The organism is Pseudoduganella sp. jia 9 (assembly GCF_055502615.1).
Map to the genome: position 1 here is coordinate 153,791 of NZ_JBUPWE010000007.1, position 22,171 is coordinate 175,961.

Consider the following 22,171-nt stretch of genomic DNA (forward strand, 5'->3'; position numbering starts at 1 on the left):
AAAGGGCGAGGATCGCTCCTCACCCTTTTTGATACAACATCGGCGGCGGTATTACGCCGGCGCGGTGGCGTTCGGCGAAGCGGACGACGGACCGTCGCCGTTCGGCTGCTTGCGCAGCGTCACGCCGGCCTTCGGCGGACGCGGTTCATGGCCGGCCATGATGTCGTTGATCTGGTCGGCGTCGATGGTTTCCCAGTCGAGCAGTGCCTTCGTCATCATTTCGACCTTGTCGCGGTTTTCGTCTAGCAGCTTGCGTGCCAAGGCATACTGCATGTCGAGGATCGCGCGGATCTCGGCATCCACTTTCTGCTGCGTGGCTTCCGAAATGGTCTTGTTGCTGCCGCCCAGGAAGCCTTCGTTTGCCTCATCCTCGTACACCATCACGCCCAGCGAGTCGGACATGCCGAATTTCGTGACCATCGAGCGGGCCAGCTTGGTGGCGCGCTGGAAGTCGTTCGAGGCGCCGGTGGACATCTGGCCGACGAACAGTTCCTCGGCAATACGGCCGCCGAACAGGATCGAGATCTCTTCCAGCATCTTGTCCTTGTAGCCCGAAATCCGGTCGTGCTCGGGCAACTGCCAGGTCAGGCCCAGTGCCCAGCCGCGCGGCATGATCGTGACCTTGTGCACCGGATCGGCCTTCGGCAGCAGCTTCGCGACGACGGCGTGGCCGGACTCGTGGTACGCCGTGTTGCGGCGTTCCTCTTCGCGGATCACCATCGACTTGCGTTCCGGGCCCATGAAGATCTTGTCCTTGGCATCCTCGAAATCCTGCATGTCGACCAGGCGCTTGCTGCGGCGCGCGGCAAACAGAGCGGCCTCGTTGACCAGGTTGGCCAGGTCGGCGCCGGAGAAGCCCGGCGTGCCGCGGGCCAGGATGTCGGCCTTCACGTCGGTGCTGATTGGCACCTTGCGCATGTGCACGTTCAGGATCTGCTCGCGGCCGCGGATATCCGGCAAGCCCACCGATACCTGGCGGTCGAAGCGGCCCGGACGCAGCAGCGCCTTGTCGAGCACGTCGGCGCGGTTGGTTGCGGCGATCACGATGACACCGGAGGATGCCTCGAAGCCGTCCATCTCGACGAGCAGCTGGTTCAGCGTCTGCTCGCGTTCGTCGTTGCCGCCGCCCATGCCGGCACCGCGGTGACGGCCAACGGCGTCGATCTCGTCGATGAAGATGATGCACGGCGAATGCTTCTTGGCGTTTTCAAACATGTCGCGCACGCGGGACGCACCCACGCCGACGAACATTTCAACGAAGTCGGAACCGGAAATCGAGAAGAACGGTACTTTCGCTTCGCCGGCGATCGCACGGGCCAGCAGGGTTTTACCGGTACCCGGCGGCCCCACCATCAGCACGCCGCGGGGAATGCGGCCACCCAGTTTCTGGAACTTGGTCGGATCGCGCAGGAAGTCGACGATTTCCGTCACTTCTTCCTTGGCTTCGTCGCAACCGGCCACGTCGGAGAACGTGACGGTATTGTTGGTTTCATCCAGCATGCGGGCTTTCGACTTGCCGAACGAGAATGCCCCGCCCTTGCCGCCGCCCTGCATCTGGCGCATGAAGAAGATCCACACACCGATCAGCAGCAGCATCGGGAACCACGACACGAAGACCTGCTGCAGGAACGATGGCTCTTCCGGCGGACGCACGTCGAAGCGCACACCATTGTCGCGCAGGTCGCCGATCAGGCCGCGATCCAGGTAGGTGGACGTGGTGCGCACGCGCGTATCGTCCGTTTTCGTCGCGGTGATGGTGCTGCCCTCGATGACGAGGTCCTTGATGCGCTTCGCCTTGATCTCATCCAGCAGGTCGGAATACGCGATGGTCTTGCTGCCGCCGGAGATGCTGTGGTTGTCGAATTGCTTGAACAGCATGAACAACAACAGGGCTACGACAACCCAGATGGCGGATTTGGAAAACATGTTATTCACGAAAACTCCTTGGATGCTCGCGCACCTGTTACCTGTAGCAGAAATTCGATTTTACCCGCATTAGGCCAAAGCGTGCTACAAAGCGGCCTAAAGGTGCGCGAATGGAGCCGCGCACGTAACTAAACTTCAAATCCGGTACCGCAAACCGGCGCGGACCGCATGCAAAACAAGCTGCACGCGCTCGATGTGCGGCTTTCCGCGAGAATTACAAGCCCGCCGCGCAATATTTCCGGCTTTTCCGGGCACCTGCTGCGGCGGCACGCGGTGAAATGCCGGCATGTCAGTTTTCGGCTGGTTGCTTCAGGCCGCGCCCCAGCAGGAAGATTTCCGACGATTTATCGCGGCTGGCCTTTGGTTTTTTCTGCGCGACGGTCTTGAACTCATGGCGGAATTTCTCCACGATCTGCGAAAAACCCATGTCCTTGAAACATTTCACCAGCAAGGCGCCGCCCGGTTTCAGGTGCAATTGCGAAAATTCGATCGCCAGGTCGATCAGGTCTTCCATCCTGGCCGCATCTGCCGTGGCGATGCCGGAGAGATTCGGCGCCATGTCCGACAGCACCAGGTCGACCTTGCGTCCCTGCAGCAGCGCGGCCAGCTGGTCGACGCTCTCCTGTTCGCGGAAATCGCCCTGGATGAAGTGCATGTCGGCGATCGGTTCCATCGGCAGGATATCGAGGCCGATGATCGTGCCGTTGATGCCGCCCCCCTCCTTGCCCGCCAGCTTGCGCCGCACGTACTGGCCCCAGCTGCCGGGCGTGCACCCCAGGTCGACGATCACCTGGCCCGAGCGGACCAGTTTCTCGTCTTCGTCGATCTCCTTGAGCTTGTAAGCCGCCCGGGCCCGGTAGCCGTCCTTCTGTGCAGCCTTCACGTAGGGGTCGTTAATATGGTCGTGCAACCAGTTTTTGTTTAATTTGTTCTTTGCCATTCGCGTAGAATACTGCCTTTAAGAGAACTACCTATAAATCATTATGTTGAATCTGACCCCTGTTGAGCGCAGCGCCCTGCGCGCAGAAGCCCACGCGCTCAAGCCCATCGTCCTCATTGGGGAAGCCGGCCTGACCGAGGCCGTGATGAAGGAAATCGAACTGGGACTGGATTCCCACGGCCTGATCAAGGTCCGCGTGTTCGGCGACGACCGCGAAGCGCGCATCGAGATGTACGAAACCATCTGCGCGCAACTGGAAGCCGCTCCCGTCCAGCACATCGGCAAGCTGCTGGTACTGTACCGGCCGAAGAAGGAAGCCGAGAAAGCCCGTACCGCGAAAACCGGCAAGGGCATGCGCATGGTCACCATCGTCAAGCCCAGCGCCAGCGGCAACAAGAAGCCGACCGTCAGCAAGGTCATGCTGAAGGGCAATGAACGCGTCACCGAAGGCGGCACCATCAAGCGTGCCAAGAAGCGCCAGTCCAGCACCAAGAAGAACGTCGCGGGCTAACTGCCAGATTGACCAGGAAAGCGGGCACTGCCCGCTTTTTTATTGCTCGAAAAATGGGGTACGTCCCCATTTCTACAGTAACTATTGCTTCAGGATCAGCCAGCCGGCCAGGAAACTCTGCACCAGGTAGATCACGCTGGAAATTCCGTGCAGCATGCCGAAACGCGACTTCGCCGCCGATTCCATCACGCCGCCCGGCCCGGCCGCGGCGCGCAGTTCGGCCATCATCGGCTGCAGGCCGAAGTGGCTGACGACGGTGCACAGCGCCATCGCGGCCACCAGCGCCAGCACGATGCGGCGGCGCGCCGGCGTCCAGTCCGGCGTCGCGAACTTCAGCAGCACCAGCAGCGCCAGTGCGCAGCCGAGCGACAGCATCGCCTCGGCATGGAACATCGCGCCGGCGATCGTGCCGGCCAGCACGCGATCGGACAGCGTCGCGAACAGCGTCGGCGCCACGAGGTAGCCGATGGTCCACAGGCTGCCGGCCCACAGTACGGCCACGAGCAAGCGAACCTTGCCGAGCAGCCCCGCTTTCGCCGGCATCACACGTAGTGCACTTCGAGGATTTCGTATTCGCGCGGGCCGCTCGGGGCCTGCACTTCGACCACGTCGCCAGCCGACTTGCCGATCAGCGCGCGGGCGATCGGCGAGGTCACGGAAACCTTGTTGACCTTGATGTCGGCCTCGTCGGTGCCAACGATCTGGTAGCTGACCTTCTGGCCCGATTCCAGGTCTTCCAGGTCGACGGTGGCGCCGAAGACCACGCGGCCTTCCGCATCCAGCGTGGCCGGGTCGATGATCTGCGCGCTCGACAGCTTGCCTTCGAGCTCGGCGATGCGGCCTTCGACGAACGCCTGGCGCTCTTTCGCGGCATCGTATTCGGCGTTTTCGGACAGATCGCCGTGCGAGCGCGCTTCGGCGATCGCATCGATGACGATACGGCGTTCCTTCGTTTTCAGCTGGTGCAGTTCTTCCTTCAGGAGCTCGGCGCCGTATTTGGTGAGGGGAACAGAATTCATGTGTCGTCTCTTGGGTAAATGAAAAAGCACAGAGCCCGCGCCATGCTTCGGCGCGGGCTCTGTCATTTGGTCTCGCATCTGGTCTGGCCGGGCCTGGGCGGAATGCGTCCAGGCACAGCAAACCAGAGCGTACCAGCAACTTGTCAGCGGGCCTGTCACGACCCGCAATGAGGCTTAGTGTAAAGACTTATGCAGCCCTTGTAAATCGTACACCTGCAACTCGTCCAGGTGGCGGATACCGGCCACCGCGGCCTCGGCGCCCGCGATCGTCGTGTACGTCGTCACGCGCGACTGCAGTGCCGACGTGCGGATCGCCCGCGAGTCGACGATGGCGCTGCGCTTTTCCTCGACCGTGTTGATGACAAGCGCAATCTCGTGGTTCTTGATCATGTCGACCACGTGCGGACGGCCTTCGACCACCTTGTTGACCGGCGTGACGGGAATGCCCGCCGCCGAGATCACGGCCGCCGTGCCCTTCGTCGCCACCAGCGAGAAGCCGGCCTCGACCAGGTCGCGCGCCACTTTCACGGCGCGCGGCTTGTCCGATGCCTTCACGGACAGGAACACCTTGCCGGACTTCGGCAGTTTCACGCCGGCGCCCAGCTGCGACTTCACGAACGCTTCCGCGAATGTCTGGCCCACGCCCATCACTTCACCGGTCGACTTCATTTCAGGACCGAGGATGGTGTCCACGCCCGGGAATTTCACGAACGGGAACACGGCTTCCTTGACGCTGTAGTAAGGCGGCACGACTTCCTGCGTGATGCCCTGCGCCGACAGCGTCTGGCCCACCATGCAGCGCGCGGCGATCTTCGCCAGCTGCAGGCCGGTGGCCTTCGACACGAACGGCACCGTGCGCGACGCACGCGGGTTCACTTCCAGGACGAACACGACATCCTTCTCGACGCCATCGATCTCCTGCTTCTGGATCGCGAACTGCACGTTCATCAGGCCGACCACGTTCAGGCCCTTGGCCATCAGCGCGGTCTGGCGCTTCAGTTCGTCGATGGTGTCCTGCGACAGCGAGTACGGCGGCAGCGAGCAGGCCGAGTCGCCCGAGTGCACGCCGGCCTGTTCGATGTGTTCCATCACGCCGCCGATGAAGGTGGTCTCGCCATCGGAGATGCAATCCACATCGCACTCGATCGCGTCGTTCAGGAAGCGGTCCAGCAGCACCGGCGAATCGTTCGACACCTTCACCGCTTCGCGCATGTAGCGCTCCAGGTCGCGCTGCTCGTGCACGATTTCCATCGCGCGGCCGCCCAGCACGTACGATGGACGCACCACCAGCGGGTAGCCGATTTCCTGGGCCAGCTTGAGGGCCTCTTCTTCGGTGCGCGCCGTGCGGTTCGGCGGCTGGCGCAGTTCCAGGTCCTGCAGCAGCTTCTGGAAGCGCTCGCGGTCTTCGGCCGCATCGATCATGTCAGGCGAGGTGCCGACGATCGGCACACCGTTCCGTTCCAGGTCGAGGGCCAGCTTCAGCGGCGTCTGGCCGCCGTACTGCACGATCACGCCGACCGGTTTTTCCAGGTCGACGATTTCCAGCACGTCTTCCAGCGTCAGCGATTCGAAGTACAGGCGGTCCGACGTGTCGTAGTCGGTCGACACGGTTTCCGGGTTGCAGTTGACCATGATGGTCTCGTAGCCGTCCTCGCGCATCGCCAGCGCCGCGTGCACGCAGCAGTAGTCGAACTCGATGCCCTGGCCGATCCGGTTCGGGCCGCCGCCCAGCACCATGATCTTCTTCTTGTCGGTCGGGTTCGATTCGCATTCCTCGTCGTACGTGGAGTACATGTACGCGGTGTTGGTGGCGAATTCGGCGGCGCAGGTGTCGACGCGCTTGTACACCGGGCGGATGCCCAGCGCGCGGCGCTGTTCGCGCACGGCGGTATCGGTGGTCTGCAGCAGGTAGGCCAGGCGGCGGTCCGAGAAGCCCTTCTGCTTCAGGCGGTACAGCGTGTTCTTGTCCAGGTTCTCGAGCTTCTGCGTGTCCAGCCACAGTTCCAGGTCGACGATTTCCTTGATCTGCACGAGGAACCACGGATCGATCTTGGTCAGGTTGTGCACTTCTTCCATCGTGAAGCCCTGGGCGAACGCATCGCCCACGTACCAGATGCGCTCCGGACCCGGCTCGCCCAGTTCCTCTTCGATCTTCTCGCGGTCGACCGTCATCTGGTTCATGCCGTCGACGCCCACTTCCAGGCCGCGCAGCGCCTTCTGGAACGATTCCTGGAAGGTGCGGCCCATCGCCATCACTTCGCCCACCGATTTCATCTGCGTGGTGAGATGGTCGTCGGCGGTCGGGAATTTTTCAAATGCAAAGCGGGGGATCTTCGTGACCACGTAGTCGATCGACGGCTCGAACGAGGCCGGGGTCGCGCCGCCGGTGATCTCGTTGCGCAGCTCGTCGAGCGTGAAGCCCACGGCCAGCTTCGCCGCCACCTTGGCGATCGGGAAGCCGGTGGCCTTCGATGCCAGCGCGGAAGAACGCGACACGCGCGGGTTCATCTCGATGACGATCATGCGGCCGTCCTTCGGGTTGATCGAGAACTGCACGTTCGAACCGCCCGTATCCACGCCGATCTCGCGCAGCACCGCCAGACTGGCGTTGCGCATGATCTGGTATTCCTTGTCGGTCAGCGTCTGCGCCGGTGCCACGGTGATCGAGTCGCCGGTGTGCACGCCCATCGGGTCCAGGTTCTCGATCGAGCAGATGATGATGCAGTTGTCCGCCTTGTCGCGCACCACTTCCATCTCGTACTCTTTCCAGCCCAGCAGCGATTCTTCGATCAGCAGCTCGTTGGTCGGCGAAGCTTCCAGGCCGCGCTTGCAGATCTGCTCGAACTCCTCCTCGTTGTAGGCGATGCCGCCGCCGCTGCCGCCCATCGTGAACGACGGCCGGATGATGGTCGGGAAGCCCACTTCGCGCTGCACCGCCCACGCCTCGTCCATCGAGTGCGCCACGCCCGAGCGTGCCGAACCCAGGCCGATCTTGGTCATCGCGTCCTTGAACTTGGAACGGTCCTCGGCCTTGTCGATCGCTTCCGGCGTCGCGCCGATCAGCTCCACGTTGTACTTGGCCAGCACGCCGTTGTTGTGCAGGTCCAGCGCGCAGTTCAGCGCGGTCTGGCCGCCCATCGTCGGCAGGATCGCGTCCGGGCGTTCCTTCGCCAGGATGCGCTCCACCACCTGCCAGGTGATCGGCTCGATGTAGGTGACGTCGGCCATTTCCGGGTCGGTCATGATCGTCGCCGGGTTGCTGTTCACCAGGATGACTTTATAGCCCTCTTCGCGCAGCGCCTTGCAGGCTTGCGCGCCGGAGTAGTCGAATTCGCAGGCCTGGCCGATCACGATCGGGCCGGAGCCGATAATCAGGATGCTTTTGATGTCTGAACGTTTTGGCATTTTTATTTCTTCTCCGCTGCTTCCATCATCGAGATGAAGCGGTCAAACAGGTACGATACGTCGGTGGGGCCAGGCGATGCTTCGGGGTGGCCCTGGAAGCAGAACGCGGGGGTGTCGGTGCGGGCAAAGCCCTGCAGCGAACCGTCGAACAGCGACACGTGGGTGACGCGGCAGTTATCGGGCAGGGTCGCGGCATCCACGGCGAAACCGTGGTTCTGCGACGTGATCAGCACCTGCTTCGAATCCAGGTCCTGCACCGGGTGGTTGGCGCCGTGGTGGCCGAACTTCATCTTCAGCGTCTTCGCGCCGGAGGCCAGCGCCATGATCTGGTGGCCCAGGCAGATGCCGAACGTGGGGATCTTCTTTTCCATCAGTTCGCGCGTGGCGCGGATCGCGTAGTCGCACGGTTCAGGATCGCCGGGGCCGTTGGCCAGGAAGATGCCGTCCGGGTTCAGCGCCAGCGCATCGGCCGCGGTCGATTGCGCCGGCAGCACGGTGACCTTGCAGCCGCGCTGGGCCAGCATGCGCAGGATGTTGCGCTTCACGCCATAGTCGAACGCCACCACGTGGAAGCGCGGGTTCTCCACCTTGCCGTAGCCTTCGCCCAGCGTCCATTCGGTCTCGGTGAATTCGTAGGCGGCCTGGGTGGTCACGACCTTGGCCAGGTCCATGCCGGCCAGGCCCGGGAACGAGCGGGCCAGCTCGACGGCCTGCGCCACGGAAGGTTCGTTGCCTTGCGTACCCGTCAGGATGGCACCGGCCTGCGCGCCTTTTTCGCGCAGCAGGCGCGTCAGCTTGCGGGTATCGATGCCGGCAATGGCGACCACGTTCTCGGCCTTCAGGTAGTCGGCCAGCGACTGGGTGGAGCGGAAATTCGACGCCAGCAGCGGCAGGTCACGGATGATCAGGCCGGCGGCGTGGACTTTCGATGCCTCGACGTCCTCGGTGTTGATGCCGTAGTTGCCAATGTGCGGATACGTCAGCGTGACGATCTGGCGCGAATAGCTGGGGTCGGTCAGGATTTCCTGATACCCGGTGATCGAGGTGTTGAAGACGACTTCACCCGTGGTGTGACCGGCGGCGCCGATCGAATAACCTTTGAAGACGGTACCATCGGCAAGAGCCAGGATGGCTGGAACGGATGGGCCAGAAAAAAATGGCGGCAAGGGCAACTCCTGTAAAGTTACCGTAGCCGCGCCACGTCAGCGACCCGCATAAAAAATTAGCCGGGCTAGGCCTGGCTGCGGGTCAGATGAGAATGGGATGATGTGGTAGGCGCTACGGTAGATAAGTATTGGCTAAACCTTTGAATTGTAACTCAAAGGAGCCGTTCCGGCAATGCCGGAACGGCGCAGGCCAAGCTATTCTGCCTTGAAACGCCAGCCGATGGCGCAGCCATCCGCACTGCCGTGGCTACCTCCGGCGCCGGCGCGCGGCCAGGCCGGTGACGGCCAGCCCGGCCAGCAGCATGGCGCAGGTTCCCGGCTCCGGCACCGGCGATACGTTGATGGTCAGGCGAAGATCGGAAATGCCGGCCGACGACTGCGCACCCAGCCAGTACTGGTCGCCCCACACGTCGTCGTAGTACCAGACACTTTCCGCGGTCGACTCGCTGTTGCCATGCAGCGCCAGCCCGAACTCGCCTTCCCGCCCGATGGGGCCGGTGGACAGCGCGAATGCCTGCGTGCCTTCCACGTCGTCGGCACCGGCGGATGTCATCTCCATGCCTGCCACATGCAGGGCGAAGCCCACGTGATTGCTGGCATCGCCCGGCATCGTGTAGGGCACCGGATGCAATGCCCCCTTGAACTTGCCGGTGACCTGGATGCTGGTGATCCGGTAGCCGTCCTTGACGGAGATCTCCAGGCCGTTCTCCGTGGTCTTGCGGTCCCAACTGTGAGGCATGTACGACGAATCCGTGGCGGTGTTCAGCCCATCCTCGATGCCCCACAGCGAGAACGTCACCGAGGTGGCGGTTTCCGACGCAAGCCAGATGGGTACCTCCGGCTCGACATCGTTCCTGTCGAGCGTGAATGCGGCGCCTTCGTAGATGGGGTAGATGCTCGCACAGGCGGCTGCTGAGTGAAACAGGATGGCGGCGCACAGGGTGCGTGTGAGGAACTGCATGGCTTCTCCAATGTTGTCGTTGAAGCCACGCAGTCTAATTGCTGAGCTACGGCAAATCTGCTGGGGAAGTATCTCAAAACATGTACAAAATTGTAACGCCTGCCATTCACCTGCTTGCCCTGTCCACCACCGGCCGGCCGCGCCGAACCGTGCCCGGCAAAGCAAGCCCTGCCGGCAAAGTGAGGCTCAATAAGTGAGGCTCAATGATGGCGGCGCGCCGCCGCGCCGAGCAGGACGAAGCCGGCAAGCAGCATCCCATAAGTGGCCGGTTCGGGCACCGCCGACACTTCCACGTGCAGCACCAGGTCGCGCAACGATGCCGATGCCATCGATTCGGCAAACGCCCCGCCGCCTTCGACACCCCAGGCCTGTGCCAGCAGCGTGCCGGAGATGCCGACGTCGGCCAAGCCTGTCAGGTTCAGCGCCGGCGACGACACGTCGATGGTGTTTTCCGCCCCGATGTCGCCGTTCAGCGAGCTCCACGTCATCGTCGACGACACGGTGAGATGAGCGTTGGCTTCATTGTGGACGATGCCTGGAGGGAAATCGGGCAACTGCCCCGGCGACAGCTGGCCGAAGGCCACGCCGGTGAGCATCACGCGCGACACACGGTAACCGGCATTGATGTCGAGCTGCAGCGCACTCCAGAACGCCTGGTCCGTCGACGCGCCGGCGCCGGCCATATCGTGCGCCTCGACCCCGGCCAGGTGCTGGTTCAGCGTATCGAGCGAAAAGCTGTACGTTCCGGGAAACAGGTCCACCTGGGTGATGCTCCAGTCTTCCGGTGCCGGCCCGTCGATGTAGGTGATGGTGAATGCCGCCGTGTCGATGCTGGTGGCGGCGCGAACGGGGATGCACAACAACACGCCGAGCATGAGCCCGGCCAATGCATGTTTCATTGATACCTCCGTCGAGAGATAAAGTTGGCGGCGGGCGCCGCCGCTTCGGCTGTGCCGGCTTACAGATTAGCAGCCGCGGCCAAAGAGTCCAGACGGAGGTGGAAAGATATCAGCCCAGCGCGGCGATGCCGGCCCTGGCGATCTGCGCATCCTGGTCGGACTTCACGCCCGAAACGCCAACGGCGCCGATCGAGTGGCCATCGACGACGATGTTGACGCCGCCTTCCAGCAGGCCTTCCACTTCCGGCGCCGTCAGGAATGCGTAGCGGCCGTTGTTGATCACGTCTTCGTAGATCTTCGTTTCGCGGCGACCCAGCGCCGACGTCTTGGCCTTGGCCGGGGCGATGTGCGCGGTCAGCGGCGCGGCGCCATCCAGGCGCTGCTGCCACAGCAGGTGGCCGCCGTCGTCGACGATCGCGATCGACACCGCCCAGTCATTGGCCAGCGCTTCGGCTTCGGCGGCGGCAGCGATCTTCTTCACATCGGCGAGTGTCAGGTAAGGCTTGCTTTGCATTTGGTTCTTCCTTCGGTTGATGAATGTGCTGCGGATAAAACTGCTGGGTCGATCACTTCGCGGCCACGGCGGGCGATTCCCGGCGCGCCTTCAGTTTCTGCTTGATCTGGGCCATCAGCGCCAGCGTGGCCTTCTCGCCGGCCTGCATGGCGCGCGCGCGGCTGGCGAAGTCGTTGCTGGCCATATTGCCCAGCGGCGGCTGGATCACCACGTCGGCATCGCGCAGCTCGTACTGGTTGATGCGCTGGCCCATGATCGAGAACGTCTGCATGATCACTTCGAGCGACGACACGGCGGCCTGCGCCTCGGTCTGCGTGCTGATGTTGACGGCAATGATGAACTCGGCGCCCATTTCCCGGGTATAGCGCACCGGCACCGGCGCCACCAGGCCGCCGTCCACGTAGGTGCGCTGGCCAATGGTCACCGGCTGGAACACGCCCGGCACGGCCGAGCTGGCACGTACCGCCTGCCCCGTGTTCCCGCGCGTAAACAGGATCGGCTGGCCCGTCTTCAGGTCGGACGCCACGGCGCCGAACGGCAGCTTGAGCTTTTCGATGGGGCGATTGTTGACCGCCTTGTTGACATAGCTTTGCAGCGCCACGCCCTTCAATACGCCGGACTTGGTGCCGAACAGCGGCAGCGCCCAGTCCGAGATGGACGCTTCGTCCATCGCATACGCCATCTTTTGCAGCGCGCCGGCATTGTTGCCTGCCGCATACAGCGCGCCGACCACGCTGCCGGCGCTGGTGCCGACGACGACGTCGGCCATGATGCCGTTGGCCTCCAGCGCCTTGATCACGCCGATGTGCGCGAAGCCGCGCGCGGCGCCGCCGCCCAGCGCCAGGCCGATCTTCACCTTGCGTTGCGGCGGCGCGGCGGGCACATGGAGAGTGGGGGTCGAATCGCCGAGCGCGGGCGGAATCACCGGCGGCAGCGCACCAGGCGTTCCCGGCGTCGCACCGGCCATCGGCGGCAGCACGGCCGGCCCGGCAGGCGGCACGGCGACGGGGGCGCTGCCGCAGCCGGCCAGGAATGCCGCGGCCAGCGCGCACGCGGTCAGTCGTTTCAGGAAGATCGAGGTCATCTGCTTCGGTTGGGGCGCGCGCGGGACGGCACGCGGTCAAACGGCAGATTGTATCAGTTCATGGCCAGCGCGGCCGCCGGCTGCGGCGCGGCGGAAAGCGACTTCGGCAGGTTCACGGTGAACGTGCTGCCCTTGCCCGGCTCCGAACTGATCGACAGCGTGCCGTTGTGGCGCAGCAGCACGTGCTTGACGATTGCCAGGCCCAGGCCGGTACCCTGGGTTTCCCGCGAACGGCTCTTGTCGACCCGGTAGAAGCGCTCGGTGAGCCTGGAAATGTGCTCGGGGCTGATGCCGATGCCGGTGTCGCGCACCGTGAAGCGCACCCCGGTCGCCGTGTCTTCCCACGTCATCGACACGGTACCCCCGGCCGGCGTATAGCGCACCGCGTTCGCGGCCAGGTTGCCGAAGGCGCTGTACAGCTCATCCACGCTGCCCATCACGTCGCCGCCGCGCATCTCCAGCACGATCTCGTGCTTGCCGGCGGAAAGCGCCTGCGCATCGCGCCGCACCTTGGCCAGCAGCTTCTGGATATCGACCTGCTCGGCGCGCACCGGGTGGTCGATCGACTCCAGGCGCGACAGGGTCAGCATGTCCTCGATCAGGTGCTGCATCCGGTAGGCCTGGTCCATCATCAGCTTCAGGTGAGCCTGGCGCGTGCCCTCGTCGAGCTGCTCGGCGGCGGCGATTTCCAGGAAGCCCAGCACCACCGTGAGCGGCGTGCGCAGTTCGTGCGAGGCATTGGCGACGAAATCGCGGCGCATCATGTCGGTGCGCTCGCTTTCCGTGACGTCGTGCGTGACGAGGATCTGCCGGCGGTTCTCGAACGGAATGATGTGCGTGATCAGCTTGCGCCCGCGGAACGACAGCACCAGCGGCTGGTCGTAGCGGCCCAGGATCAGGTAATCCATGAAGTCGGGACTGCGCACCAGGTTCGTCACGCGCATGCCCTTGTCGCGGTCGTGCCGCAGCCCCAGGTGCTCTTCGGCGGCCGGGTTGCACCATTCGAGGAACAGCACGTCGTCCATGATCACCACGCCGTCCGGCAGCAGGTGCATCGCCTGGCGGAAGCGGGCCAGCCATTCGGTCAGCTCGGCCTGGTTTTTCTCGTCGTCGCGGCGCAGCCGGTACAGCCGGGAAAACACCGGCGTCCATTCACCCCAGCCGTCGGGCAGCTTGGCACTGTTCGGCTCGTCGAGCCAGCCGGACAGCTGGTACAGGTAATGCAGCTGCACCAGCACCATCGTGCCCAGGGCGGCCAGCGCGGTCAGCAACGCCGGCAGCATGCCGAACCACCACCACAACAGGCCGATGCAGAACGCGCCGGCAGTCATCTGGATGGCGACCGGCACCCAGAACACGAACTTCGGATTCATGTCTTTTCGGACAGCATGTAGCCGACGCTGCGCACCGTCTTGATCAGGTGTTCCGCTTCCTTCAGCGCCTTGCGCAGGCGCAGCACGTGCACGTCTACTGTGCGCTCCTCGATCACCACATGGTCGCCCCACACCTTGTCGAGCAGCTGGCTGCGCGAAAACACGCGCTCCGGATGCGCAAGGAAGAACTTCAGCAGTTTATATTCGGCATGGCCGATATCGATCTTGCCCTGGCCCAGCGACACGGTGCAGCTGATCGGGTCCAGCGTGATCGGACCGGCGCGCATGGCCGTATCGGCATGTTCCGGGCTCTTGCGGCGCAGCAGCGCCCGCGAGCGGGCCAGCAGTTCGCGCGGCGAAAACGGCTTCGTGATGTAGTCGTCGGCGCCGTTGTTCAGGCCCGCCAGCTTGTCTTCTTCCATGCTCTTCGCCGTGAGCATGATGATGGGGATGTCGGCAAAGTGCCGGTCGCCGCGGATGCGGGCCAGCAGGCGCAGGCCGGTCTGGTCCGGCAGCATCCAGTCCAGCAGGATCAGTTGCGGCTTGCGCTCGTGAATGAAATCCCACGCCTCCTGCGTGCTCTGCACCGAACACACGTTCCAGCCCGACTCGCGCAGCGAGAACGTGACCAGTTCGACAATCGCCGGTTCATCTTCAACAATCAGTACTGTCGTTTTATCCGCTGCCATCTGTAGTTCAGTCTTCCTTGATTCCTTCGCCCACCGCAACGGCGCGGCTATGACGGATGTCGACGCCTTCCACCACGTAGATGACGTATTCGGCAATGTTCTTCGCATGGTCGCCGATGCGCTCGATCGCCTTGGCGACCCACATCGTGTCCAGTGCAGCCGAAATTGTACGCGGATCTTCCATCATGAACGTAATCAGGTTGCGCATGATGGTGCGGAACTCGTGATCGATCACCGCGTCCTGGGCGATCAGCTCCGCTGCCTGGGCCTGGTCGTTGCGGGCGAACGCGTCCAGCGCGTCGTGCAGCATGTCGCTGGTGGCGGTGGCGATATTGCGTACCATCTCGTAATGGTTGACCGTCACGGCGCCGCGGCTGTGCAGGCTCTTGGCGGTGCGCGCGATCTTGGTGGACTCGTCGCCGATACGCTCCAGGTCCGTGATCACCTTGATCGTCGCCATGATCGTGCGCAGGTCGTTGGCGGCCGGCTGGCGGCGCACGATCAGGTGGCTGCACTGGTCGTCCAGCTGCACTTCGAGCTGGTTGACGGCGTCGTCTTCGCGGATCACGCGCTCGGCGCGCTCCTGGTTGCCGATGCGGAAACAGGTCATCGCATCGAGGAATTGCGTCTCGACCATGCCGCCCATCAGCAGCACCTTCGAGCGGATCGCTTCCAGGTCGTGGTCGTAAGCCTTGGAGGAATGTTCACCCATCATGGTGGTGGTGCCTTTCTGGTCAGCCGAAGCGGCCGGTGATGTAATCCTGGGTTTCCTTGCGGGCCGGGTTCATGAAGATCTGGTCCGTTTCGCCGAACTCGACCAGCTCGCCCAGGTACATGTAGGCGGTGTAGTCGGAGCAGCGGGCGGCCTGCTGCATGTTGTGGGTGACGATGGCGATCGTGTAGTCCTGCTTCAGCTCGCTGATCAGTTCTTCCACCTTCGACGTGGAGATCGGGTCCAGTGCGGAGGTCGGTTCATCGAGCAGCAGCACGTCCGGTTTCACGGCCACGCCGCGGGCGATGCACAGGCGCTGCTGCTGGCCGCCGGACAGCGACAGGCCGCTCTTGCCCAGCTTGTCCTTGACTTCGGTCCACAGCGCGGCCTTCTTCAGCGCCCACTCCACGCGCTCGTCCATCTCGCCTTTCGACAGGTTCTCGTACAGGCGCACGCCGAAGGCGATGTTGTCGTAGATCGACATCGGGAACGGCGTCGGCTTCTGGAACACCATACCGACCTTGGCGCGCAGCATGTTCACGTCCTGGCTGCCTTCGAGGATGTTGGTACCGCGATAAGCGATAGTGCCTTCCGCGCGCTGGCCGGGATACAGGTCGTACATGCGGTTCAGCGTGCGCAGCAGGGTCGACTTGCCGCAGCCCGAGGGGCCGATGAAGGCCGTCACCTGGCGCTCATGGATGTCCAGGTTGACGTTGTGCAGGCTGCGGGTCTTGCCGTAGAAAAAGTTAAGGTTCTTGATCTCGATGATCTTCGATGCCTGCTTCGCGGATGCGGTCGCTTGCGCGTTCATATGGTCAGCTCTTGGAGTGGTAATCATTACAAGGTTTAATTCGGGATCTTCTGCGAGAAGACAGTGCGCGACAGGATGTTCAATGCCAGCACGCTGAACGTGACCAGCAATGCGCCGGCCCAGGCCAGGTCACGCCAGTTGTCATACGGGCTCATCGCGAACTGGTAGATCACATACGGCAGGTTGGCCATCGGCTTGTTCATGTCGGCATTGAAGAACTGGTTCGACAGCGCGGTGAACAGCAGCGGCGCCGTCTCGCCGGTCACGCGGGCCACGGCCAGCAGCACGCCGGTGACGACGCCGGCCTTTACGGCGCGCAGGCGCACCAGCGTGGCCACTTTCCAGCGCGGCGCACCCAGCGCGAAGGCCGCTTCGAGCAGGCTGTTCGGCACCAGGCGCAGCATGTTGTCGGTGGTGCGCACGACCACCGGCACGGCGATCAGCGTCAGCGCCAGCGAACCGGCATAACCGGAGAAGTGGTTCACGTTGGCCACATACAGTGCGTAGACGAACAGGCCGATCACGATCGACGGTGCCGACAGCATGATGTCGGTGACGAAGCGGGTCACGGCGGCCACCTTGTTTTCCTCGCCGTACTCGGCCAGGTAAATGCCGGCCAGGATGCCGATCGGCGTCGATACCAGCGTCGACAGGCCCACCATCAGCAGGCTGCCGACGATGGCGTTCATCAGGCCGCCACCTTCACTGCCGGGCGCGGGCGTGGTCTCGGTAAACAGCGCCGGCGTCAGCGCGGCGAGCCCGTTGATCAGCAGCGTGGCCAGGATCCACAGCAGCACGATGACGCCGACCGACATGGCGGCGACCGACATGGCGATGCCGATCCGGTGCGTCCACAGGCGCCGGCGGTAGACGGGATTCATTGCGGCGGTTTGCATCATTTGACACCTTCTTTGCGGGACATGCCGGCCAGCATCAGCTTGGCGGCGGACAGGACGATGAACGTGATCACGAACAGGATCAGCGCCAGCGCGAACAGCGACGATACGTGCAGCGTCGTGGCGGCTTCGCCGAATTCGTTGGCCAGCGTGGAAGCGATACTGTTGCCAGGTGCGAACAGCGACGCGGACAGCTTGTTGGCGTTACCGATCACGAAGGTCACGGCCATCGTTTCGCCCAGCGCGCGGCCCAGGCCCAGCATCACGCCGCCGACGACGCCGGTCTTGGTGTACGGCAGCACGATCTTGCGCACCACTTCCCAGCGCGTGCAACCCAGGCCGTATGCCGATTCCTTCAGCACGGCCGGCACGATCTCGAACACGTCGCGCATCACGGAAGAGATGAAGGGAATGATCATGATCGCCAGGATCAGCGCGGCGGTCAGGATGCCGATGCCCATCGTCGGGCCGGAGAACAGCACGCCGATGAACGGAATCTGGCCCAGCGTGGCCTTCAGGAACGGCTGGACATAGTCGCCGAACAGCGGCACGAACACGAACAGGCCCCACATGCCGTAGATGATCGACGGCACGCCGGCCAGCAGTTCGATCGCCGTCCCCAGCGGACGCTTCAGCCACACCGGGCAGATCTCGGTCAGGAACAGGGCGATGCCGAAGCTGACGGGGAACGCGATCAGCAGCGCGATGCCGGCCGTCGACAGCGTGCCGACGATGGCGATCAGCGCGCCGTACTGGTCGTTGATCGGATCCCACTCGACACGGGTAACGAAACCGGGACCGAATTCCTTCAGCGCCGGCCACGCCCCCATGGCCAGCGAGATGATGATGCCGACCAGCACGAACAGCACGGACAAGGCAAACGTCATCGTGACCTTGTGGAAGATCCAGTCCTGGATCCGCTGCCGGCGCATCACCGATTGCATTGCCGCCTGCGACACGGTCGATACCGCCTGCGTCTCCGCCCCGGGGACGGAAGTCATTTCAGCACTCATGGACATAGTTTTGGATGTTTTTCTGGAATTGGCTAACCGGGAGATCCCGCTGTTTTACCAGCCGAGCTCCCCCGGATAACCCCCTCGGGGTCAGCCGAGGGAGCAGGATCGTTCTATCAGTACAGCGCCTTGCCGGAAGCGTCCTTCAGGTTCTGTTTCCAGGCGGCCTGGACTTGCTTGACCACCGATTCCGGCAGCGGCACGTAGTCCAGTTCGGTGGCAGCCTTGCCGCCGTTGGCGAAGGCCCAGTCGAAGAACTTGATGACTTCCTTGCCCTTGGCCGCGTCAGCCTGCTGCTTGTACATCAGGATGAACGACACGCCGGTGATCGGCCACGACTGCTTGCCGGCCTGGTCGGTCAGCACCACGCCGAAGCCCGGGGTCTTGGTCCATTCGGCATTGGCTGCGGCGGCCTTGAAAGCCTCGTCGTCCGGCTGCAGGAACACGCCGTCCTTGTTGCGCAGCTGGGTGTGCTGCATCTTGCTTTTCTTCGCGTAGGCCCACTCCACGTAGCCGATCGCGCCCTTGATACGCTGCACGTTGGCGGCCACGCCTTCGTTACCCTTGCCACCCACGCCGGTCGGCCATTTCACGGCGCTGTTGGCACCGACCTTGGTCTTGAACTCTTCGTTCGTCTTCGACAGGAAGTCCGTGAACAGGAACGAGGTACCCGAGCTGTCGGCGCGGTGCACCACGGTGATGTCTTCGGCCGGCAGCTTGACGCCGGCGTTCAGCGTGGCGATCGCAGGATCGTTCCACTTGGTGATCTTGCCCAGGAAGATGTCGCCGACGACCTGGCCGGTCAGCTTCAGCTGGCCCGGGGTGATGCCGGGCAGGTTCACCACGGTGACCACGCCGCCCATGATGGCGGGGAACTGCATCAGGCCGGATTCGTTCAGGTCTTCCGCCTTCAGCGGCATGTCCGACGCGCCGAAATCGACCGTCTTTGCCTTGATTTGCTTGATACCTGCACCGGAACCGACGGAAGCGTAGTTCAGGCCGTTGCCGGTGGATGCCTTGTACTGCTCGGCCCACTTGGCATAGATCGGATACGGGAAGGTAGCACCAGCGCCGGTCATGTCCGCTGCGGCGGCGGTAGTGAAGGCCACTGCTGCGGAAGCGCCTACGATGAGGGAGGCCATCAACTGTTTCATACGCATATCAAAGTTCCTCTTTCGGGGTTGGGGTGTTGAATGCTGCGCAGTGTAGTGATCGAATATGACGGCTTTATGACATATTTGACGGAGGTTGAAATATTCGCTTGCAAACCTTGTCACAAGCCGCCGGACGCCTTGTCATAAACCTCGCAAGTCATTGAAAATACAGGAAATAATGCTTTGTCATAATTCTCTGCAAGGTACTTTTCCATGTCATGTTGCTGTCATATTTCCTATCTACACTGTTCACAAGCGCCAGCGTCGCCATGGGGAGCGCTAAAATCTTGCAATAATGAATAGAAAAATCGATAAAACCATGAAACCCGAGATCCGCGCGGAAGTGACGCGTCACAGCCAGTTCCTGGACCGTGAACTTTCTCAACTTGCTTTCAACCGCCGCGTGATGGCGCAGGCCGAGGATGCATCGATTCCCGTGCTGGAGCGGCTGCGTTACCTGTGCATTACTTCCAGCAACCTCGACGAGTTCTTCGAAGTGCGCGTCGCCAGCCTGCTGGCCGCCGCCACCGTCGACGGCAAGTTGTCCGAACACCCTGCCCTCACCGCCAACCTGAACCGCGTATCGGCCGAGTGCCACGCGCTGGTGGCGCGGCAATATGACATCCTCAACAGCCAGATCCTGCCGCTGCTGAAAGAGCACGGCGTGCACCTGCTGCGCAATACCGAGCGCACCGAAGCCCAGCGCGCCTGGATCAAGGACTATTTCGAGCGCGAAGTGCGCCCGCTGCTGACGCCGATCGGCCTCGATCCGGCCCACCCGTTCCCCCAGGTCGTCAACAAGAGCCTCAATTTCATCGTCGCGCTGTCCGGCAAGGATGCCTTCGGCCGCGGCACGGCGATCGCCATCATCAAGGCGCCGCGCGTGCTGCCGCGCGTGATCAAGCTGCCGGACGAACTGTCGGACAAGCCGGGTACCTGCTATTGCCTGCTGTCATCGATCATCCACGCGCATATTTCCGAGCTGTTCGCCGGACGCGAAGTCATGGCCTATTCGCAGTTCCGCGTGACCCGCGATTCCGACCTCTGGGTGGACGAGGACGAGGTGAAGAACCTGCGCCAGGCGCTGAAGGGCGAGCTGCAGGGCCGCCAGTTCGGCCGCTCGGTGCGCCTCGAGGTGGCCAAGAACTGCCCGCCGGAACTTTCCCAGTTCCTGCTGGACCAGTTCGACCTGGACCGCTCGCGCCTGTACCAGGTGGACGGCCCGGTCAACATGGTGCGCCTGAACGAGATGATCGAGCACACGAAGATGCCCGAACTGCGCTTCACGCCATTCGTGCCGGGCGTACATCCGACTGGCGGCGACATCTTCGCCTCGCTGCGCAAGCAGGATATCCTGCTGCACCATCCGTTCCAGTCGTTCCAGACCGTGATCGATTTCATCCGGCAGGCCGCGACCGATCCCTGCGTGGTGGCGATCAAGCAGACCGTGTACCGGACCGGCATGAATTCCGACCTGATGGAAGCGCTGATCCTGGCTGCCCGGCTCGGCAAGGAAGTAACGGTCATCGTGGAACTGATGGCGCGCTTCGACGAGGAAGCCAATATCAACTGGGCGGATAAACTGGAACAGGCCGGGGCCCAGGTCGTGTATGGCGTCGTCGGCCTGAAGACGCACGCCAAGATCGCCCTGGTGATCCGCCGCGAAGGCACGGCCGACAATGCCGAGCTGCGCTACTACGCCCACCTGGGCACCGGCAACTATCACCCGACCACCACAAAGTTCTACACCGACTTCGGCGTGCTCACCTGCGAACCGAACCTGGGCCGCGACGTGAACGAAGTGTTCATGCACCTGACCAGCCTGGCCAAGCCCCACAAACTGCACCATATATGGCTGGCGCCGTTCGCGCTGCAGAGCGAAATCATCAAGGCGATCCGCAACGAAGCCAAGATCGCCAAGTCCGGCAAGCCGGGCCGCATCATCGTGAAAGTCAACGCGATGGTGGACGAGTCGGTGATTCGCGCGCTGTACGCGGCCTCGCAGGATGGCGTGAAGATCGACCTGATCGTGCGCGGTGCCTGCACCTTGCGCCCGGGCGTGCCCGGACTGTCGGAGAACATCAAGGTACGCTCGATCATCGGCCGCTTCCTCGAGCACAGCCGCATCTACTACTTCCGCAACGACCTTGCGCACGACGTTTATCTTGCCAGTGCCGACTGGATGAGCCGCAACCTGTTCCGCCGCATCGAAGTGGCATTCCCCGTGCTCGACCGCGCGCTGAAGCGGCGCGTGATGGCGGAAGGCCTGAATCCTTACCTGAAGGATAATACCAACGCCTGGGAACTGGAACCGGACGGCCACTACCAGCGCCGCAAGCCGCGCGGCAAGCAGGCCCCGTTCGGCGCCCAGCAATACCTGATGAAAACCCTCGGCACCTCCGCCGAGTGACGGTGGCCGAACACGTATCGACGAATACACGTATATATACGCGCCGGACAGCTGGCAGAGAGGACGGAGAACCGATGGATCTGATCTTGTGGCGTCACGCCGAGGCCGAACCGGGCCATGAAGGCTTGCCCGACCTGGAGCGCGCACTGACGCCGAAGGGCGTGAAGCAGGCCCGGCGCATGGGCAAATGGCTCGATTCGCAGTTGCCGGAGAATTGCCGCATCCTGGCCAGCCCGGCCGTGCGAACGGTGCAGACCGCCGAAGGCCTGGGCCGCAAATACAAGACCAACGCCGAACTGGTGCCCGGTGCGGCGCCGGAAGCGATCCTGCAGGCGGCCAACTGGCCGGCGGCAAAGGAAACCGTGGTGATCGTCGGCCACCAGCCGACGCTGGGCCAGGTCGCCGCGCTGCTGCTGACAGGCGAACCGCTGGAGTTCGAAATGAAGAAAGCGGCGGCCTGGTGGTTCGTGCAACGCGACCCGGAAGATCCTGCCAGCCTGTACCTGAAGGCGGTGATGGGTGCCGACCTGGCGGTCAAATAAAGCCACCGAAAGGCGCCTTGTAAAGCACGAATCGTCTGCTACATTTTAAGTGTAGGACCCGGGTATCTTATAGAGGTAGTAGTTCAACAAGGGAGCAGCCGTCTGAAAGGGTGGCTGATTTATCATGCCCACACTGCTGACGATCG

The 22,171-nt window shown here is 63.1% G+C and carries 20 protein-coding genes; 3 read left to right on the plus strand and 17 right to left on the minus strand.

Features of this window, described 5'->3' with window-relative positions; all coding sequences use genetic code 11:
• Nucleotides 1–51: 51 nt before the first annotated feature.
• Nucleotides 52–1,935, minus strand: a complete 1,884-nt coding sequence (gene ftsH, locus ACY34H_RS10385; RefSeq protein ID WP_464977416.1) for an ATP-dependent zinc metalloprotease FtsH — start codon at nucleotides 1,933–1,935, stop codon at nucleotides 52–54.
• Between the two features lie 280 nt (nucleotides 1,936–2,215).
• Nucleotides 2,216–2,866, minus strand: coding sequence for an RlmE family RNA methyltransferase (locus tag ACY34H_RS10390; protein ID WP_464977417.1), 651 nt, complete (start codon nucleotides 2,864–2,866; stop codon nucleotides 2,216–2,218).
• A 43-nt stretch (nucleotides 2,867–2,909) separates the two neighbouring features.
• Between ACY34H_RS10390 and yhbY the strand changes: the two genes are divergently transcribed.
• Complete coding sequence (yhbY, locus tag ACY34H_RS10395; RefSeq protein WP_464977418.1) at nucleotides 2,910–3,377, plus strand: ribosome assembly RNA-binding protein YhbY; 468 nt, start codon at nucleotides 2,910–2,912, stop codon at nucleotides 3,375–3,377.
• Nucleotides 3,378–3,458: 81 nt separating this feature from the next.
• Here yhbY and ACY34H_RS10400 read toward each other — a convergent pair whose 3' ends face one another.
• From ACY34H_RS10400 to pstS, 15 genes are all read right to left on the minus strand, one after another.
• The gene (locus ACY34H_RS10400) at nucleotides 3,459–3,920 is read right to left on the minus strand and encodes a DUF4149 domain-containing protein (protein WP_464977419.1); all 462 of its coding nucleotides are present in this window, start codon (nucleotides 3,918–3,920) and stop codon (nucleotides 3,459–3,461) included.
• Nucleotides 3,920–4,396, minus strand: coding sequence for a transcription elongation factor GreA (gene greA / locus ACY34H_RS10405; RefSeq protein WP_130185134.1), 477 nt, complete (start codon nucleotides 4,394–4,396; stop codon nucleotides 3,920–3,922). Before greA ends, ACY34H_RS10400 begins: the two co-directional genes overlap by 1 nt.
• Before the next feature lie 174 nt (nucleotides 4,397–4,570).
• Complete coding sequence (gene carB, locus ACY34H_RS10410; protein WP_464977420.1) at nucleotides 4,571–7,801, minus strand: carbamoyl-phosphate synthase large subunit; 3,231 nt, start codon at nucleotides 7,799–7,801, stop codon at nucleotides 4,571–4,573.
• 2 nt (nucleotides 7,802–7,803) lie between these two features.
• The gene (carA, locus tag ACY34H_RS10415) at nucleotides 7,804–8,967 is read right to left on the minus strand and encodes a glutamine-hydrolyzing carbamoyl-phosphate synthase small subunit (RefSeq protein WP_464977421.1); all 1,164 of its coding nucleotides are present in this window, start codon (nucleotides 8,965–8,967) and stop codon (nucleotides 7,804–7,806) included.
• Between the two features lie 247 nt (nucleotides 8,968–9,214).
• Nucleotides 9,215–9,928 carry a PEP-CTERM sorting domain-containing protein gene (locus ACY34H_RS10420; protein WP_464977422.1) on the minus strand — a complete coding sequence of 238 codons (714 nt, stop codon included), beginning with the start codon at nucleotides 9,926–9,928 and terminating at the stop codon, nucleotides 9,215–9,217.
• A gap of 200 nt (nucleotides 9,929–10,128) precedes the next feature.
• Nucleotides 10,129–10,827 (minus strand): PEP-CTERM sorting domain-containing protein, encoded by a 699-nt coding sequence (locus ACY34H_RS10425; protein WP_464977423.1) that lies wholly within the window; start codon nucleotides 10,825–10,827, stop codon nucleotides 10,129–10,131.
• Nucleotides 10,828–10,936: 109 nt separating this feature from the next.
• Nucleotides 10,937–11,341, minus strand: a complete 405-nt coding sequence (locus ACY34H_RS10430; RefSeq protein ID WP_464977424.1) for a GlcG/HbpS family heme-binding protein — start codon at nucleotides 11,339–11,341, stop codon at nucleotides 10,937–10,939.
• A gap of 52 nt (nucleotides 11,342–11,393) precedes the next feature.
• Nucleotides 11,394–12,425 (minus strand): patatin-like phospholipase family protein, encoded by a 1,032-nt coding sequence (locus ACY34H_RS10435; protein ID WP_464977425.1) that lies wholly within the window; start codon nucleotides 12,423–12,425, stop codon nucleotides 11,394–11,396.
• A gap of 53 nt (nucleotides 12,426–12,478) precedes the next feature.
• On the minus strand, nucleotides 12,479–13,798 hold the full coding sequence (gene phoR / locus ACY34H_RS10440; RefSeq protein ID WP_464977426.1) for a phosphate regulon sensor histidine kinase PhoR: 1,320 nt from the start codon (nucleotides 13,796–13,798) through the stop codon (nucleotides 12,479–12,481).
• Nucleotides 13,795–14,487 (minus strand): response regulator, encoded by a 693-nt coding sequence (locus ACY34H_RS10445; RefSeq protein WP_464977427.1) that lies wholly within the window; start codon nucleotides 14,485–14,487, stop codon nucleotides 13,795–13,797. The genes phoR and ACY34H_RS10445 overlap by 4 nt, the downstream gene beginning before the upstream one ends.
• Before the next feature lie 7 nt (nucleotides 14,488–14,494).
• A complete protein-coding gene (phoU, locus tag ACY34H_RS10450; protein WP_464977428.1) occupies nucleotides 14,495–15,202 on the minus strand; it encodes a phosphate signaling complex protein PhoU in 708 nt (235 codons plus the stop codon).
• A gap of 19 nt (nucleotides 15,203–15,221) precedes the next feature.
• Entirely contained in the window at nucleotides 15,222–16,010 is a 789-nt protein-coding gene (pstB, locus tag ACY34H_RS10455) for a phosphate ABC transporter ATP-binding protein PstB (protein ID WP_464977429.1), read from the minus strand.
• A 35-nt stretch (nucleotides 16,011–16,045) separates the two neighbouring features.
• Nucleotides 16,046–16,906 carry a phosphate ABC transporter permease PstA gene (pstA, locus tag ACY34H_RS10460; protein WP_464977589.1) on the minus strand — a complete coding sequence of 287 codons (861 nt, stop codon included), beginning with the start codon at nucleotides 16,904–16,906 and terminating at the stop codon, nucleotides 16,046–16,048.
• Nucleotides 16,906–17,850: a phosphate ABC transporter permease subunit PstC gene (pstC, locus tag ACY34H_RS10465; RefSeq protein ID WP_464977590.1), complete on the minus strand. Its 945-nt coding sequence runs from the start codon at nucleotides 17,848–17,850 to the stop codon at nucleotides 16,906–16,908. The genes pstA and pstC overlap by 1 nt, the downstream gene beginning before the upstream one ends.
• Before the next feature lie 185 nt (nucleotides 17,851–18,035).
• Nucleotides 18,036–19,079 carry a phosphate ABC transporter substrate-binding protein PstS gene (gene pstS / locus ACY34H_RS10470; protein WP_464977430.1) on the minus strand — a complete coding sequence of 348 codons (1,044 nt, stop codon included), beginning with the start codon at nucleotides 19,077–19,079 and terminating at the stop codon, nucleotides 18,036–18,038.
• 313 nt (nucleotides 19,080–19,392) lie between these two features.
• On the opposite strand from pstS, the gene ppk1 reads away from it, so the two are divergent.
• Complete coding sequence (ppk1, locus tag ACY34H_RS10475) at nucleotides 19,393–21,483, plus strand: polyphosphate kinase 1 (RefSeq protein ID WP_464977431.1); 2,091 nt, start codon at nucleotides 19,393–19,395, stop codon at nucleotides 21,481–21,483.
• 74 nt (nucleotides 21,484–21,557) lie between these two features.
• A complete protein-coding gene (sixA, locus tag ACY34H_RS10480) occupies nucleotides 21,558–22,025 on the plus strand; it encodes a phosphohistidine phosphatase SixA (RefSeq protein WP_464977432.1) in 468 nt (155 codons plus the stop codon).
• Nucleotides 22,026–22,171: the final 146 nt, after the last annotated feature.